Origin of the sequence: Niallia sp. FSL W8-0951, assembly GCF_038006525.1 — a bacterium.
In the GTDB taxonomy this organism is placed as follows: Bacteria; Bacillota; Bacilli; order Bacillales; family Cytobacillaceae; genus Niallia; species Niallia circulans.
On sequence record NZ_JBBOVK010000001.1, the window covers coordinates 740,295 to 755,655 of the forward strand.

General features: G+C 37.2%; 15 protein-coding genes. 14 read left to right on the forward strand and 1 reads right to left on the reverse strand.

Annotated features, from left to right (window positions below; all coding sequences use genetic code 11):
* From NSS71_RS03300 to spoVM, 5 genes are all read left to right on the forward strand, one after another.
* Entirely contained in the window at positions 1 to 759 is a 759-nt protein-coding gene (locus NSS71_RS03300; protein ID WP_095257564.1) for a Stp1/IreP family PP2C-type Ser/Thr phosphatase, read from the forward strand.
* Complete coding sequence (gene pknB, locus NSS71_RS03305) at positions 756 to 2,756, forward strand: Stk1 family PASTA domain-containing Ser/Thr kinase (RefSeq protein ID WP_047939957.1); 2,001 nt, start codon at positions 756 to 758, stop codon at positions 2,754 to 2,756. The genes NSS71_RS03300 and pknB overlap by 4 nt, the downstream gene beginning before the upstream one ends.
* A 138-nt stretch (positions 2,757 to 2,894) precedes the next feature.
* Positions 2,895 to 3,776, forward strand: coding sequence for a ribosome small subunit-dependent GTPase A (gene rsgA, locus NSS71_RS03310; RefSeq protein WP_047939958.1), 882 nt, complete (start codon positions 2,895 to 2,897; stop codon positions 3,774 to 3,776).
* Between the two features lie 301 nt (positions 3,777 to 4,077).
* Entirely contained in the window at positions 4,078 to 4,722 is a 645-nt protein-coding gene (locus tag NSS71_RS03315; protein WP_047939959.1) for a thiamine diphosphokinase, read from the forward strand.
* 89 nt (positions 4,723 to 4,811) lie between these two features.
* On the forward strand, positions 4,812 to 4,892 hold the full coding sequence (gene spoVM / locus NSS71_RS03320) for a stage V sporulation protein SpoVM (protein WP_016201070.1): 81 nt from the start codon (positions 4,812 to 4,814) through the stop codon (positions 4,890 to 4,892).
* A 149-nt stretch (positions 4,893 to 5,041) separates the two neighbouring features.
* On the opposite strand, the gene rpmB is transcribed toward spoVM, so the two are convergent.
* Positions 5,042 to 5,230, reverse strand: a complete 189-nt coding sequence (gene rpmB / locus NSS71_RS03325; RefSeq protein WP_016201071.1) for a 50S ribosomal protein L28 — start codon at positions 5,228 to 5,230, stop codon at positions 5,042 to 5,044.
* Between the two features lie 383 nt (positions 5,231 to 5,613).
* Between rpmB and NSS71_RS03330 the strand changes: the two genes are divergently transcribed.
* The 9 genes from NSS71_RS03330 (at position 5,614) to fabG (ending at position 15,281) form a co-directional block, all read left to right on the forward strand.
* Complete coding sequence (locus NSS71_RS03330) at positions 5,614 to 5,976, forward strand: Asp23/Gls24 family envelope stress response protein (protein ID WP_047939960.1); 363 nt, start codon at positions 5,614 to 5,616, stop codon at positions 5,974 to 5,976.
* A 16-nt stretch (positions 5,977 to 5,992) separates the two neighbouring features.
* Positions 5,993 to 7,672: a DAK2 domain-containing protein gene (locus NSS71_RS03335; protein WP_061796736.1), complete on the forward strand. Its 1,680-nt coding sequence runs from the start codon at positions 5,993 to 5,995 to the stop codon at positions 7,670 to 7,672.
* 404 nt (positions 7,673 to 8,076) lie between these two features.
* Positions 8,077 to 8,739 carry an L-serine ammonia-lyase, iron-sulfur-dependent subunit beta gene (gene sdaAB / locus NSS71_RS03340; RefSeq protein WP_047939962.1) on the forward strand — a complete coding sequence of 221 codons (663 nt, stop codon included), beginning with the start codon at positions 8,077 to 8,079 and terminating at the stop codon, positions 8,737 to 8,739.
* 14 nt (positions 8,740 to 8,753) lie between these two features.
* On the forward strand, positions 8,754 to 9,641 hold the full coding sequence (sdaAA, locus tag NSS71_RS03345) for an L-serine ammonia-lyase, iron-sulfur-dependent, subunit alpha (RefSeq protein ID WP_047939963.1): 888 nt from the start codon (positions 8,754 to 8,756) through the stop codon (positions 9,639 to 9,641).
* Complete coding sequence (gene recG / locus NSS71_RS03350) at positions 9,638 to 11,686, forward strand: ATP-dependent DNA helicase RecG (protein ID WP_061796734.1); 2,049 nt, start codon at positions 9,638 to 9,640, stop codon at positions 11,684 to 11,686. The genes sdaAA and recG overlap by 4 nt, the downstream gene beginning before the upstream one ends.
* Before the next feature lie 278 nt (positions 11,687 to 11,964).
* Complete coding sequence (gene fapR / locus NSS71_RS03355) at positions 11,965 to 12,528, forward strand: transcription factor FapR (protein ID WP_047939965.1); 564 nt, start codon at positions 11,965 to 11,967, stop codon at positions 12,526 to 12,528.
* Positions 12,529 to 12,544: 16 nt separating this feature from the next.
* Positions 12,545 to 13,534, forward strand: coding sequence for a phosphate acyltransferase PlsX (plsX, locus tag NSS71_RS03360; RefSeq protein ID WP_047940269.1), 990 nt, complete (start codon positions 12,545 to 12,547; stop codon positions 13,532 to 13,534).
* Positions 13,535 to 13,592: 58 nt separating this feature from the next.
* Positions 13,593 to 14,537 carry an ACP S-malonyltransferase gene (gene fabD / locus NSS71_RS03365; protein ID WP_047939966.1) on the forward strand — a complete coding sequence of 315 codons (945 nt, stop codon included), beginning with the start codon at positions 13,593 to 13,595 and terminating at the stop codon, positions 14,535 to 14,537.
* On the forward strand, positions 14,538 to 15,281 hold the full coding sequence (gene fabG / locus NSS71_RS03370) for a 3-oxoacyl-[acyl-carrier-protein] reductase (RefSeq protein WP_047939967.1): 744 nt from the start codon (positions 14,538 to 14,540) through the stop codon (positions 15,279 to 15,281).
* Positions 15,282 to 15,361: the final 80 nt, after the last annotated feature.

Here is a 15,361-nt window from a genome sequence, read left to right on the forward strand (position 1 = left end):
TTGAGTCAAATTTTTATGACTGATAAGGGGAAAGTTAGACAACATAATGAGGATAGTGGAGCAATTATTAGAAATAAAAGCGGTCAACGCCTTGCCATCGTAGCTGATGGCATGGGTGGACACCGTGCAGGTGATGTTGCAAGCTCACTCACTGTTGAGAAACTGACAGAACTTTGGACAATGGTAGAGGAAATTAAAACAGCAGATGAGGCAGAAAACTGGTTGGAATCCAATATTTTAGAGGTCAATCAATATGTTTTCGATTATGCTTCCACCCATCCAGAATGTGAAGGCATGGGTACCACCATTATAGGGGTAATCAGTACAGAAAATTTTTCGACGATTGCTCATGTGGGAGACAGCAGATGCTATCTTTATAATGAAGATGGCTTTAAACAAATTACAGAAGATCATTCCTTAGTAAATGAATTAGTTCGTATGGGCCAGATATCGAAAGAGGATGCAGAGCATCATCCCAGAAAAAATGTCGTCTTGAGAGCACTTGGAACAGATGCGCAGTTAAATATTGATGTGATGACCATTATGTTTGAAGAAGGAGACATCATATTTATTTGTTCTGATGGACTATCTAACAAAGTAACGGATCAACAAATTAAAGAGATTCTTGAAAAAGAGATTACATTAGAAGAGAAGGCTTCTACGTTAATCGAAACTGCCAATATAAATGGTGGAGAAGATAATATTACGGTCGTTATTTTGGAGTATGGGGATGGTCATCAAGCAGGTGAAGGGCAATGATGATTGGAAAAAGAATAAGTGGCCGTTATAAAGTCTTAGAGATGATTGGCGGAGGTGGAATGGCAAATGTCTACCTTGCGCATGACATGATTTTAGATCGAGATGTAGCAGTGAAGATGCTAAGACTCGATTATGTCAATGATGAGGAGTTTATTAAACGATTTCATCGCGAAGCGCAATCTGCTACAAGCTTAGCTCATCCGAATGTCGTCAATATATATGATGTTGGAGAAGAAGGAGACATCTATTATATTGTTATGGAATATGTGGAAGGCGATACACTGAAACAATACATACATAAAAATTCACCACTTTCTGTAGAGACAGTTATCGCAATTATGCAGCAAATAACATCTGCAATCGCGCATGCGCATCAAAATAATATTATCCATCGCGATATAAAACCGCATAATATTTTAATAGATAAAGAAGGAAAAGTAAAAGTAACCGATTTTGGAATTGCAATGGCATTAAGTGCGACAAGCATCACGCAAACAAATTCTGTGTTAGGTTCTGTTCATTATTTATCTCCTGAACAAGCTCGTGGTGGAATGGCGAATAAAAAATCTGACATTTATTCTCTTGGGATTGTAATGTTTGAATTATTAACAGGGAGATTGCCTTTTTCTGGCGAATCAGCTGTTTCGATTGCTTTAAAACATTTGCAGTCTGAAACGCCTAGTGTTAGAAGATGGAACGAAGCCATCCCGCAAAGCGTGGAGAATATCGTCTTAAAAGCTACTGCGAAAGATCCTTTTTATCGATATAATAGTATGGAAGAAATGTCAGAGGATTTGCAAACAGCTTTAGATTTAGAGAGAATAGACGAACCCAAGTTTGCAATACCCGTTGATGACGAAGCTACAAAAGCAATTCCGGTCATTACAAATGATGGTTTATATAAAAATTTTGATGAGACGATTGTTCATACAAATGAAAAAGAAGATCAAGGAAACACATTGGTAAAGGAAGCCCCAGTAAAGAAAGAGAAAAAGAAGAAAGCTAAGAAAAAGGGAAAGAAAATTGCTGCCATTATTATTTCAACCTTTATCGCCTTGCTATTAATAATGGGACTAGTAATATTTTTTCTGCCAGATTTACTTGCTCCAGAAGATATAGTGGTTCCTGATGTCACTGGTTTAGAATTAGATAAAGCAAAGACAACGCTAGAAGAAAAAGGCTTTGTAGTGTCTGATACTATTACCTTAAATAGTGATGATGTAGAAAAAGGTCATGTTATTAAAACAAGTCCTAGTGCAGGCAGCGCGCGAAGAGAAGGGACAGAAATTACGATCTATGAAAGTCTTGGAAAAGAGACGGTCGTGTTAAGTGATTATGTAGGAAGAAAATATGATGATGTTGTTAAACTATTAGAATCAGAAGGATTCGATTTTAAAGATATTGATCCTATCGAAGTTTTTGATGATAGTGAACCAGGAACAATATTAGAACAAAATATTAAGCCAAAAGAGGAAGTAGTACCAAGTGAAACTTCATTAGAATTTACAATAAGTAAAGGTGCACAGTTAATTAGTGTCAAAGATTTATCAGATTATACGAAAAAAGAAGTAAATGACTATGTGGACGATGCTGGTTTAACGGTAACTTTTAAGGAAGAATATAGTGACACAGTGGAAAAAGGTCTAGTCATTTCCCAAACGCCTGAACCTCGTACTAATTTGAAAAAAGGTGCTGGAATTACTGTTGTTCTTTCTAAAGGAAAAAAAGAAGTACAACCGAAAGAAGTAATGAGAGAAATATCGATTCCATATGAACCGACTGAAATGACTGCCGATGGGAAGCCAGTCGAACAAACAGTAAGAATATATATTGGTGATTTTAATAATAGTATGACAGAACCAGCTGAAACATTTACGATTACTGAAAATACTAAAAAGACAATCTATCTGCAAATTCCTGAAGGGCAAAAAGGATATTATCGAGTGCAGATTGACAGTGTAGTCATCCTTGATGAAGAGGTTCCTTATCCTAACTAGTAATTGGTTTGAATTTAGCAAGAGAGGGAATGCTCTTTAAGTAGGTATTTTCTAATAAGCTGTCGGTTTTAAAATAGTTTTTAGAAACATACTAGAACTTTTATTAGTGAGCGAAAGTAAGTAAGGAGCGTTATATTTATGCCTAAAGGCAAAATTATTAAAGCGTTAAGTGGATTTTATTATGTATTAAGTGAGGGTCAATTAATACAGTGTCGCGGTAGAGGTGTATTTCGAAAAAACAAGATAACCCCTTTAGTAGGCGATGAAGTCGTTTTTCAAGCAGAGAATGAAACAGATGGCTATATTTTAGAAGTGAACGAAAGAAAAAATGAATTAGTAAGACCGCCGATTGCCAATGTGGATCAAGCCATTCTTGTCTTTTCTAGTGTGGAGCCAGATTTTAGCACCGCGCTATTGGATCGTTTTCTCGTATTAATTGAATACAATAGAATTGACCCAGTAATCTGTATAACAAAAATGGATTTAGCAAGTAGTGAGGAGGTTGAAAAAATGAAGGAGTACGCAGCGCAATATGAAGCTGTAGGGTATCCTGTCATTTTAACCTCTTCTGAAACCGAAGCGGGCATAGAACAGCTATTGCCTTATTTAAAGGATAAGATTTCGGTATTTGCCGGACAATCGGGAGTAGGAAAGTCTTCTTTGTTAAATGTAATTAGACCTGATTTAGACTTAAAGACAAATGAAATTTCTGCCAGTTTAGGAAGAGGAAAGCATACAACAAGACATGTAGAGCTTATCTCAATTGGAGATGGACTTGTCGCAGATACACCAGGTTTTAGTTCACTGGAGTTTCTAGAAATTGAAGGAGAAGATTTGAATTATTGTTTTCCTGAAATAGAAAAAACAAGCGAAAACTGTAAGTTTAGGGGCTGTCTTCATCTTTCAGAACCAAAATGCGCAGTGAAAGAAGCGGTAGAAAATAATCAAATTCCAACTTATCGTTATGAGCACTACAAAGATTTCTTACAAGAAATTAGAGATCGAAAACCGAAGTATTAGTTGCTGAATTGTTAAAAAAACAGCGTTTTATGAATAGGAGAGAATTCTATATTCCATTTGCATGAGCTTGGACAGAGATGTGGAGACCGGGCATATGCACCTAAAAGCGATAGAATTCTTGGAATTACACTTAGATAGACTTTTACTTATTTTGTATTTGCAGCCTTAAAGCAGATTCTTTCTATATAGCCGTTTGGACTTTTATCTGGATTGATTAGTAATCAACGTAGATAAAGAAAACAAAGGCATATAAAAAAGGATCTGTATTTTTGTATAGAAAAGTAATAAGAGGAGGAGAAACATGATTGTTCATATTATGGCTGGAGGACCAAAGCAGTATATTCCTCAGTTAGATAACTATCCGAAAGATATTTGCTGGATTGGTGTGGATAGAGGGGTTATGTATTTAATCGAAAGATCCCTGCCGATTTATGCAGCTTTTGGTGACTTTGATTCTATTTCGGAAACAGAACTGCAGGCGATGGAAGAAAAAACAGGTATTATTAAACGTTTTAAGCCAGAAAAAGACGAAACAGACATGGAACTTGCTCTTTTATGGGCTATTAAAGAAGGTGCAACGACGATTCGGTTATTTGGTGCGACAGGGGGGAGACTCGACCATACAATAGCTAATCTTCACCTGCTATTACGAGAAGCGCTAGACAATAAGAAGATTCAACTAGAAATAATCGATAAACAAAACAGCGTATCTGTTGTACAAGCAGGGTCTTATACGGTAAAAAAACTGGAGGAATATAAATATATTTCATTTTTCCCATATAGTACAAAGATTGTAGGTCTATCTTTAGAAGGTTTTAAATACCCTTTAGTAAGGAGAAATCTTCCTGCTAGCAGCACATTGTGCATTAGTAATGAACTAATTCGAGAAACTGGTACTTTTTCCTTTGATGAAGGCATATTAATGGTAATAAGAAGTTGTGATTAAAATCTGATAAATGATGGTACTAATTTATTTAATCTGAATAGGATATGGAAGTGCTAGCGATGTTTATTGATTAAGGAGGGACAGTATTCATGAGATTCTATACCATTAAATTGCCGAAATTTTTAGGAGGACTTGTCCGAGCAATGTTAGGAACCTTCAAAAAGGACTAACGAAAGATTCTGCGAATTTTTTTAGTAAAGACAACCTTTCACTATGAGGCGGGGATCTTCGAAGACTCACTTATGTATACGCTTTTGAATGTTGTTTGGAGACAAAATAAAAAAGGACATGTGACATGTCCTTTTTTATTGCGATCTGATTAAACGCGTTCTACTTTACCAGATCTTAATGCTCTAGCAGAAACCCAAACACGTTTAGGTTTACCGTCTACTAAAATACGAACCTTTTGAAGGTTAGCTCCCCAAGTACGTTTGTTAGCGTTCATTGCATGGGAACGAGCATTACCTGTAGTTGTTTTTCTTCCAGTGATAACACATTTACGTGGCATGTATATTTCCCTCCTTATTACAGAAACCCATTAAAATGAGTTTGAAAAGTCATAGATAGCAATTTACTTATAGTCTGCTAAATAATCCTCGTTACAGATACCTTAATAATTTATCATACAACTTAAATGAATGCAATAGTTGGATGAAAAGCTTTCAAGAAAATTTCCTTGACATGTATTTCTTTACTGAACAGATCAGTTTATCTCAAGACTTTATGGGAATAGTAAAACAAGTAGCTGTTTTCTGAATTTATCCCAATGCTTTAATAGAAGTGTTATTTTGTTATATAATAATAATAAGCTTTTTAACTATAGCTTTCAAAAAAGTTTTGGTTATAGTAAAATGTCAGTAGTCAAGGAGCAATTCCAAAGGGGGAAAACTCATGTCCATTGAACTAAAAACGAATTTCGGACAAATTGATATATCTACAGAAGTTATCGCTACAATCGCAGGTGGAGCAGCAGTAGACTGCTACGGTATCGTTGGAATGGCGTCGAAAAATCAAATTAAAGACGGTTTAACAGATATTTTGCGAAAAGAAAACTTTACACGTGGTGTAATCGTTCGAAAAGTTGAAGAAGAAGTACATATTGATATGTATATCATTGTAAGTTACGGAACGAAAATCTCCGAGGTTGCGCACAATGTTCAATCAAAAGTAAAATACACACTCAATAAGACAGTTGGACTTGCCGTTGACTCGGTTAATATTTACGTTCAGGGAGTTCGTGTGACGAACCCGTAGTAGAGGAGGAAACACAGTGTCAATTACAGTTTTAGAAGGAAAGCGATTTGCCGAAATGGTAATACAAGGAGCAAACCATTTGTCCTCTAATGCTAAATATGTAGATGCGTTAAATGTCTTTCCAGTGCCAGATGGAGATACAGGAACGAATATGAATTTATCGATGACTTCAGGTGCAAAGGAAGTTCAAAAGAATATTCAATCACATATCGGTAAAGTTGGAACCTCATTATCGCGAGGTTTATTAATGGGAGCCAGAGGGAATTCAGGGGTTATTCTTTCTCAATTATTTCGAGGGTTTTCTAAGCATATTGAGCAAAAAGAGACGATAACTGGAAAAGAATTTGCGGATGCCTTACAATTCGGTGTGGAAACAGCATATAAAGCAGTAATGAAGCCGGTAGAAGGAACGATTCTTACAGTTGCAAAAGATGCTGCAAAGAAAGCGGTTCAATCTGCCGAAAAAAATGATGATATCATTGTTATCATGGAGGATACAGTAAAAGAAGCAAGAGCTTCTTTAAACAGAACACCTGAACTTCTGCCTGTGTTAAAAGAAGTAGGCGTCGTTGATAGTGGTGGGCAAGGTCTAGTATTTGTATATGAAGGGTTTCTTGCAGAGCTAAAGGGTGAAAAACTTCCAGACGCTGTGCAAAATGTTGTTTCTATGAATGAATTGGTAAATGCAGAACATCATAAAAATGTTCACAGTTATATCAATACAGAGGATATTGAATTTGGCTACTGCACAGAATTTATGGTTCGTTTAGAGCAAGAAAAGTTAGGGAATAAGCCGTTTTCAGAAGATGACTTCAGACAAGCGTTAAGCAAATATGGAGATTCATTACTTGTAATTGCGGATGATGAAATTGTGAAAATTCATATTCACTCCAATCAGCCTGGTGAAGTATTAACATTTGGACAAAAATACGGTAATTTGGTAAAAATGAAGATTGAAAATATGCGTGAACAGCATAGCAGCTTAGTGGATGCAGCAGAAAAAGAGGAAGTAAATAATGCTCATTCCCTGGAAGAACAAAAAGAGTATGGGATTGTAACAGTTTCGATGGGAAGCGGAATTGCAGATCTTTTCAGAAGTATCGGTGCTCATTATGTTATTGAGGGCGGTCAAACAATGAATCCAAGCACGGAAGATATTGTTAATGCTGTACAACATATCAATGCGAAAAAGGTCTTTATTTTACCAAATAATAAAAATATTATTATGGCAGCAGAACAAGCAGCTGACGTATTAGAACAAGAGGTTGTGGTTATCTCTTCTAAAACGGTTCCTCAAGGAATGTCAGCTTTACTTGCTTTTAATCCTTCTAGTGATTTAGCAACAAATGAGAAGAATATGAAAGCGGCGCTTGAACATGTGAAAACTGGTCAAATTACGTATGCAGTCAGAGATACAAGTATTGATGGGTTAGAGATTGAAACAGGCGACTTTATGGGACTTGCAGAAGGAAAAATCATTGTAAAAAGCAAAGATAAAACAGAATCTGCAATGGAACTTATAAAATCCATGATTGATGAGGATTCAGAAATTGTAACGATAATTAAGGGAGAAGAAGCGACGGAAGAAGAGCTTGAAACGCTTGTATCTTTTATTGAAGACAATTTTGAAGATGTGGAAGTAGAAGTTCATGATGGAAAACAACCACTGTATTCCTTTATTTTTTCTATTGAATAATAGTATTTTAAAAGGGTGTGCCTGTATATATGGAGGCATGCCTTTTTGTGTTTTAAAGGGGATAGTGGATGGAATGGGAGGGTCCTTCTGCTGATTGTTCCCTTTTTTGAGGAGGAATAGATGCAATGGGTAACAGAGAGGAAGTGTCAGTGCTAATTAAAGTATAGTGAAGAGAAAAAAGGAACAGATGCACGATAACAAAAGTTATGCAGGAAGAAAACTTCGATATATCCCCTCAACCCTTCACACTTTCCTAATCAAAATTAGCTATTTTCTATCGAAGAATAAGAATTAGAACCATATATTAATATAGTATGATATTATATAGTGTAATCAATTTATACCCAGTATTATGTTAAAGAAATATCATTTTGACTTTTGGCCATTTAAGGAGAGACAAATCCATGAAATTTAAAAGCGTTTTTGATATTATTGGTCCAGTCATGATTGGTCCATCCAGTTCCCATACAGCAGGTGCGGCAAGGATTGGCAGAGTGGCGCGTAACCTTTTTGAAAGAGAACCAAAATGGATAAACATTCATTTTTATGGTTCATTTGCTGAAACATATAAAGGCCATGGAACAGATGTAGCGATAATTGGGGGAATTCTTGATTTTGATACCTTTGATGAGCGAATTAAAGACTCCTTAGAAATTGCAGAACAGCATGGAATCCAAGTAAACTTTCATATAGAAGAAGCGATCCCCGAACATCCTAATACAGCAAAAATTCATTTGGGGGATGAAGACGGAGAAATGGAGCTAGTTGGTATTTCTATTGGCGGCGGGAAAATAGAAATCACCGAGTTAAATGGCTTCCAATTAAAGCTTTCTGGTCATCATCCTGCGATATTAGTTGTTCATAATGACCGATTTGGTGCAATTGCGAAAGTGGCCAATGTATTGGCTAAATACGAAATTAATATTGGTCATATGGAAGTTAGTCGTAAAGAAAAAGGAAAACTGGCTTTAATGACAATTGAGGTCGATCAAAATATAGAAGAATCCATTTTAAAAGAGCTTGAAGAGTTAGATTCAATTGAAAAAGTTACAACAATCGTGGAATAAAGGGAGGGGTAAATATGTTTCGTAATGTAGCAGAATTGGTAGAAATAGCAACGACTAGAAATTTACCGATTTCCGAAATAATGATAGAACAAGAAATGCAAGTAACAGGAAAAACAAGACAAGAAATTATTGGTCAAATGGAAACGAATCTTCAGGTAATGGAGCAAGCTGTTGAAAGAGGGTTAAATGGAGTTGTATCCCATTCTGGATTAACTGGTGGAGATGCGGTGCTTCTCCAAAACTATATTAAGAAAGGTCAATTTCTTTCCGGAGAGATCATTCTAGACGCAGTAAGTAAAGCTGTTGCGACAAATGAAGTAAATGCTGCTATGGGAATGATATGTGCAACACCAACAGCAGGTTCAGCAGGAGTAGTACCTGGTACGTTATTTGCTGTACAAAATAAACTGAATCCTACAAGAGAGCAAATGATTGCATTCCTTTTCACGTCTGGTGCATTTGGTTTTGTTGTGGCAAATAATGCCTCCATCTCAGGTGCTGCAGGGGGATGCCAAGCGGAAGTTGGCTCGGCTGCTGGAATGGCTGCAGCGGCAATTGTAGAAATGGCAGGAGGAACACCAGAACAATCAGCACATGCGATGGCTATCACGTTAAAGAATATGCTCGGTCTTGTTTGTGATCCAGTTGCCGGTTTAGTAGAAGTTCCTTGTGTAAAACGAAATGCAATGGGAGCAGCGAATGCGATGATTGCTGCTGATATGGCTTTGGCAGGTATTAAAAGTCGTATACCATGTGATGAAGTAATTGATAGCATGTATCGCATTGGTCAGGCAATGCCTACAGCGCTTAAAGAAACAGCACGGGGAGGGTTGGCAGCAACACCGACAGGCCGCAGGTTAGAAGCCGAAATCTTTGGTAGTGCAGCTGCCGCAAATAAGTGAATGAGTCTTTACAACTATCCGTCGAACATTTAAAAGGGGTTGGACCCGAAACAAAAAAACAGTTAGAAGAAATGAATATTCATAAGATTAATGATTTGCTAGAATATTTTCCTTATCGCTATGAGGATTATCGTCTGAAAAACCTCGAAGAAATAAAGCATGAAGAAAAAGTGACGGTAGAAGGGAAGGTTCATAGTGAACCCTCCCTTATTTTTTATGGAAGAAAGAAATCTAGATTAACAATAAAGCTATTAGTCGAACAGTACTTAATTACGGTTGTATTTTTTAACCAGCCCTATTTAAAAAGTAAATTAGCTGTGCAAGAATTGATTACGGTAACAGGGAAATGGGATCAGCACCGCCAAACCATAACAGCAAACCATTTGCAAATTGGCAGTAATCAAAAGGGGCATTTATTCGAACCAGTCTATGCTGTAAAAGGGAATATGACCGTAAAAAATTTACGTAAATATATATCCACTGCTTTAAATCAATATGGAGAATTAATCGAAGAGAATTTTCCTTCTTCAATGTTAACGAAATATCGTTTGCTGCCCCGGAAGGAAGCACTCAAGATTATCCATTTTCCTGAAAAGAGAGAGGATTTAACGCAAGCTAGAAGACGTTTTGTGTATGAGGAATTTCTTTTGTTTCAATTAAAAATGAGTGCCTTAAGAAAATACGAAAGAGAACATTCTGGTGGTAAAAGCCAGCAATATTCCCTTGAAAAACTAACCACTTTCATCGAGGCACTTCCTTTTCCGTTGACAAATGCTCAAAAAAGGGTAGTAAACGAAATTCTCACAGATATGAAAGCAGAGGTGCGAATGAATCGTTTACTGCAAGGGGATGTAGGATCAGGAAAAACAATTGTTGCTGCGATTGTGTTATATGCTTCGATCCTTTCTGGCAACCAAGGTGCGCTAATGGCACCGACAGAAATCCTGGCAGAGCAACATGCAGATTCATTGCATCAGATTTTTTCAGAATTTGGAGTAGTATGTGGTTTGTTAACAAGTTCTGTTAAAGGTAAAAAAAGAAAAGAATTACTAGCCCAATTAAAAGAAGGAAAAATCGATATTTTGATAGGGACACATGCATTGATCCAAGATGATGTAGTATTCAAATCATTAGGATTAGTCATTACTGATGAACAGCACCGCTTTGGTGTGGAACAAAGAAGAGTACTGCGGGAGAAGGGGGAAAATCCAGATGTTCTGTTTATGACGGCGACCCCAATTCCACGAACACTTGCCATCACGGTATTTGGTGAGATGGATGTCAGTATTATCGATGAAATGCCAGCAGGGCGAAAAAATATCGAAACATATTGGGTAAAGCATGATATGTTAACAAGAATCCTGCAGTTTATGGAAAAAGAACTTCATCAAGGAAGACAAGCATATGTAATTTGTCCGTTAATCGAGGAATCCGAAAAGCTGGATGTTCAAAATGCAATCGATGTGCATGCAATGTTATCTACCTTTTTCCAAGGCAGATACAATGTTGGGCTTATGCACGGAAAACTGCATCCAGAAGAGAAAGATAATATGATGAAACAGTTCAGCCAAAATGAAATCCAAGTGCTTGTAAGTACAACGGTTGTTGAAGTCGGAGTTAATGTACCAAATGCGACATTTATGCTCGTATATGATGCAGAACGTTTTGGGTTATCACAGCTTCATCAGCTTAGAGGAAGAGTAGGGCGAGGGGATGCTCAGTCTTACTGTGTATTAATCGCAGATCCCAAAACAGATGTTGGAAAAGAACGAATGAAAATTATGACGGAAACGAGCGATGGGTTCGTGTTAAGTGAAAAGGATCTAGAATTAAGAGGACCAGGAGATTTTTTTGGGAAAAAACAAAGTGGTCTACCTGAATTCAAAATGGGTGATATGATACACGATTATCGCATCTTGGAAACAGCCAGAAATGACGCTGCTATCCTAATCGAGTCAACTGCATTCTGGCAAAATGATGACTACAAAGCGCTAAGAGATACTTTAAAAGAAACAGGGGTCCTTAACGGAGAAAAGCTAGATTAATCACAAGATATTTTCTAGTAAATAAAACAAGTGTAAGTATTTTGACTTGCTTTTTTATATAGAGAGAAGAAGCCTAAACTAGCTTGAATACACTACAGACAACATAGTAATAGTAAAGCCCCTTATCGTAGAGCCGAAAAGATAGGGCAGGGGATTCATGCTCAAGGTTTACGTTTTTATTCACCAGTAGTTAGAACAAAACTTCGGCTTGCAATCCCATTGTATAAATTATATACTACTATTAGTACCTAGTCTTAATAGTGCGGTGGTGTGAATAAATGAAGAGGAACAAAAGAGAACGTCAAGAGCTTTTAGTGGAGACAATCAAGGAAACTCCATTTATTACAGACGAGGAATTGGCGGAAAAATTCTCTGTTAGTGTACAGACGATAAGACTAGATCGGTTAGAACTATCCATTCCAGAGCTTAGAGAGCGCATTAAAAATGTCGCCAAACAATCACTTGAAGACGAAGTGAAAGCATTGCCTATCGAAGAAGTCATTGGTGAAATAATCGATATGGAATTAGATAGTTCAGCTATATCTATCTTTGAAGTGAAAGAAGAGCATGTTTTTAAAAGAAATGGCATTGCAAGGGGACATCATCTTTTTGCACAAGCGAATTCTCTTGCAGTTGCCCTGATTAACGATGAGCTAGCATTAACAGCAAAAGCAAATATTCATTTTACGAGATCGGTTAAATTAGGTGAACGAATTATTGCCAAAGCAAAAGTAAAGCATATAGATAGTATGACCGGCAGAACAACAGTAGAAGTGAATAGTTATGTGAACACAGAATTAGTTTTTAAAGGCGAATTTGATATGTACCGTGCCAAAAGATAAAGGAGTAATCAATATGATGAAAATTGCAATGGATGCAATGGGGGGAGACAATGCCCCAAAGGAAATAGTTATTGGTGCCCAAAAAGCAATTGAAACTTTTTCAGACCTAGAGATACTTCTTGTTGGGGATGAAAAACAGATTCAATCTTTTCTAACCAATAAAGAACGAATTGATATTTTACATACAGAAGAGCAAATTTTAGCAACAGATGAACCAGTAAGAGCAGTACGCCGGAAAAAAACAGCTAGTATGGTCCTTGGTGCTACAGAAGTAAAAGAGGGAAGAGCAGATGCGTTCATATCAGCAGGAAATACAGGTGCCTTAATGGCAACTGGATTATTCGTTGTTGGTAGAATGGAGGGAATTGACCGTCCAGCATTAGCACCAACCTTGCCGACGATCAGTGGAGAAGGCTTCCTTTTACTTGATGTTGGTGCAAATGTAGACGCTAAGCCTGAAAACTTAGTTCAATATGCCATGATGGGAAGCATCTATTCCGAAAAAGTAAGAGGAGTTGCTAAACCAAGAGTCGGCTTATTGAACATTGGAACAGAAGAGAAAAAGGGGAATGAGTTAACAAAGAAAACCTTTGAACTTCTCCAAAGCACCAATATTCATTTCATCGGAAATGTGGAAGCACGTGATTTGCTTGATGGAGTATGTGATGTTGCTGTGACAGATGGTTTTACAGGAAATATGATTTTAAAAACGGTCGAGGGAACAGCGATGTCTATGTTTAAAATGATTAAGGCCGAGTTAATGAGCAGCTTTACTTCCAAAATGGCTGCTGCCGTCTTGAAGCCTAATCTAAAGCAGATTAAAAATAAGTTAGATTATTCAGAGTATGGCGGAGCTGCTTTATTCGGTTTAAATGCCCCTGTTATCAAGGCTCATGGTTCGTCTGATAGTCAAGCGATATTTAGTGCAATCAGACAAACTAGAGAGTTTGTGCAATCAGGTGTAGTCGCTCAAATAAAGAATGCAATGGAGAGCTATGTAGAATAAATTGAGACAGATATGGTGAATTCCACTTCTAATGGGAAGAAAAGGAGAGTAAAAATAAATGAGTAAAATTGCTTTTGTTTTTCCAGGTCAAGGCTCACAAGCAGTCGGAATGGGAAAAGATTTATTTGAACAATTTGAACCGGCAGCAAATGTATTTAAAAAAGCGGATCAAAAATTAAACTTTTCTTTAACAGACTTAATTTTTGAAGGGCCAAAGGAAGAGCTTACGCTTACCCATAATACACAGCCAGCTTTACTTACAACAAGCATCGCTATTTTAGAACACTTTAAGCAGTTTAATATACAGCCAGATTTTGTTGCTGGCCATAGTTTAGGTGAGTATTCAGCGTTAGTGGCAGCAGGTGTGCTGTCTTTTGAAGAGGCTGTATTTGCAGTTCGCAAGCGTGGAGAATATATGCAAGAAGCAGTTCCAGCAGGCGAAGGAGCAATGGCCGCTGTGCTAGGGTTAGAAAGAGAGAAATTAACTGCGGTCACACAAGAGATTTCAGATGCAGGCAATTCTGTACAGTTGGCTAATCTTAATTGTCCTGGACAAATTGTGATCTCAGGCACTACAAAGGGTGTTGAATTAGCGGGAGAAAAAGCGAAGGAAGCAGGCGCAAAGCGTGCAATCCCTCTGGAAGTAAGTGGTCCATTCCATTCAGAGTTAATGAAACCTGCAGCGGAAAAATTTGCTTCCGTATTAGACGGATTGCAATTAACAGATGCAAAAATTCCGGTCATTGCTAATGTAACGGCAGCTCCAATTCAAGATCATGCAGAAATAAAAGCAAAGCTAGTGGAGCAATTGTATTCATCTGTCCTTTGGGAAGATTCCGTTCGCAAAATGCTTGATTTAGGAGTAGATACATTTATTGAAATTGGACCTGGCAAAGTTCTTTCCGGTTTAATCAAGAAAATTGATCGAAAAGCAAAAGTATATGCTGTAAACGATATGGAAACAAGTAGTAAAGTTGCAGAAGAATTAAAGGGGGATATGTAAGTGAAATTAGCTGGTAAAGTTGCTGTTGTCACTGGAGCATCTCGAGGAATTGGTAAATCGATTGCACTTGAGTTAGCAAAGCAAGGTGCGGATGTTGTTGTTAACTATGCAGGAAGTGTAGATCGTGCCAATGAAGTAGTGAAGGAAATCGAAGCTTTAGGAAGAAAAGCAATGAGCATTCAATGTGATGTATCCGATAGTGCTGCTGTAAATGCGATGATGAAAGAAGTGTTAGACGCGTTTGGCAGTCTGGATATTTTGGTGAATAATGCTGGAATTACAAGAGATAATTTATTAATGCGTATGAAGGATTCAGAGTGGGACGATGTTATTAATACCAATCTTAAAGGTGTGTTCCTCTGCACGAAAGCAGTAACAAGACCAATGATGAAGCAAAGAAAAGGGAGAATAATAAACATTACTTCCATTGTTGGTGTGACAGGAAACCCTGGTCAAGCTAATTATGTTGCAGCAAAAGCAGGGGTGATTGGTTTTACAAAAACAACTGCGAAAGAACTTGCTCAGCGTAATATTACGGTAAATGCGATTGCTCCTGGATTTATTACAACAGATATGACGGATAAACTGACAGAAGAAGTGAAAAATGGCATGCTTACGCAAATTCCCTTAGGTCAATTTGGTAAACCAGAAGATATTGCTAATGCTGTTGTCTTTTTAGCTTCTGATGAGAGCAGCTATATTACAGGGCAAACATTGCATATTGATGGTGGAATGTATATGTAATCTTTCCTAAACAAAGGGAAAAATGCGAATAGTAAGAGAATAAACATCAGATAAAGTTCTCATTTATTATTTCGTTAAAA

Excerpts from the sequence above, each read along its gene's own strand:
- pknB (WP_047939957.1), top strand. The coding sequence starts at position 756 with ATGATGATTGGAAAAAGAATAAGTGGCCGTTATAAAGTCTTAGAGATG.
- rsgA (WP_047939958.1), top strand. The coding sequence starts at position 2,895 with ATGCCTAAAGGCAAAATTATTAAAGCGTTAAGTGGATTTTATTATGTA.
- NSS71_RS03315 (WP_047939959.1), top strand. The coding sequence starts at position 4,078 with ATGATTGTTCATATTATGGCTGGAGGACCAAAGCAGTATATTCCTCAG.
- spoVM (WP_016201070.1), top strand. The coding sequence starts at position 4,812 with ATGAGATTCTATACCATTAAATTGCCGAAATTTTTAGGAGGACTTGTC.
- rpmB (WP_016201071.1), bottom strand. The coding sequence starts at position 5,230 with ATGCCACGTAAATGTGTTATCACTGGAAGAAAAACAACTACAGGTAAT.
- NSS71_RS03330 (WP_047939960.1), top strand. The coding sequence starts at position 5,614 with ATGTCCATTGAACTAAAAACGAATTTCGGACAAATTGATATATCTACA.
- sdaAB (WP_047939962.1), top strand. The coding sequence starts at position 8,077 with ATGAAATTTAAAAGCGTTTTTGATATTATTGGTCCAGTCATGATTGGT.
- sdaAA (WP_047939963.1), top strand. The coding sequence starts at position 8,754 with ATGTTTCGTAATGTAGCAGAATTGGTAGAAATAGCAACGACTAGAAAT.
- fapR (WP_047939965.1), top strand. The coding sequence starts at position 11,965 with ATGAAGAGGAACAAAAGAGAACGTCAAGAGCTTTTAGTGGAGACAATC.
- plsX (WP_047940269.1), top strand. The coding sequence starts at position 12,545 with ATGAAAATTGCAATGGATGCAATGGGGGGAGACAATGCCCCAAAGGAA.
- fabD (WP_047939966.1), top strand. The coding sequence starts at position 13,593 with ATGAGTAAAATTGCTTTTGTTTTTCCAGGTCAAGGCTCACAAGCAGTC.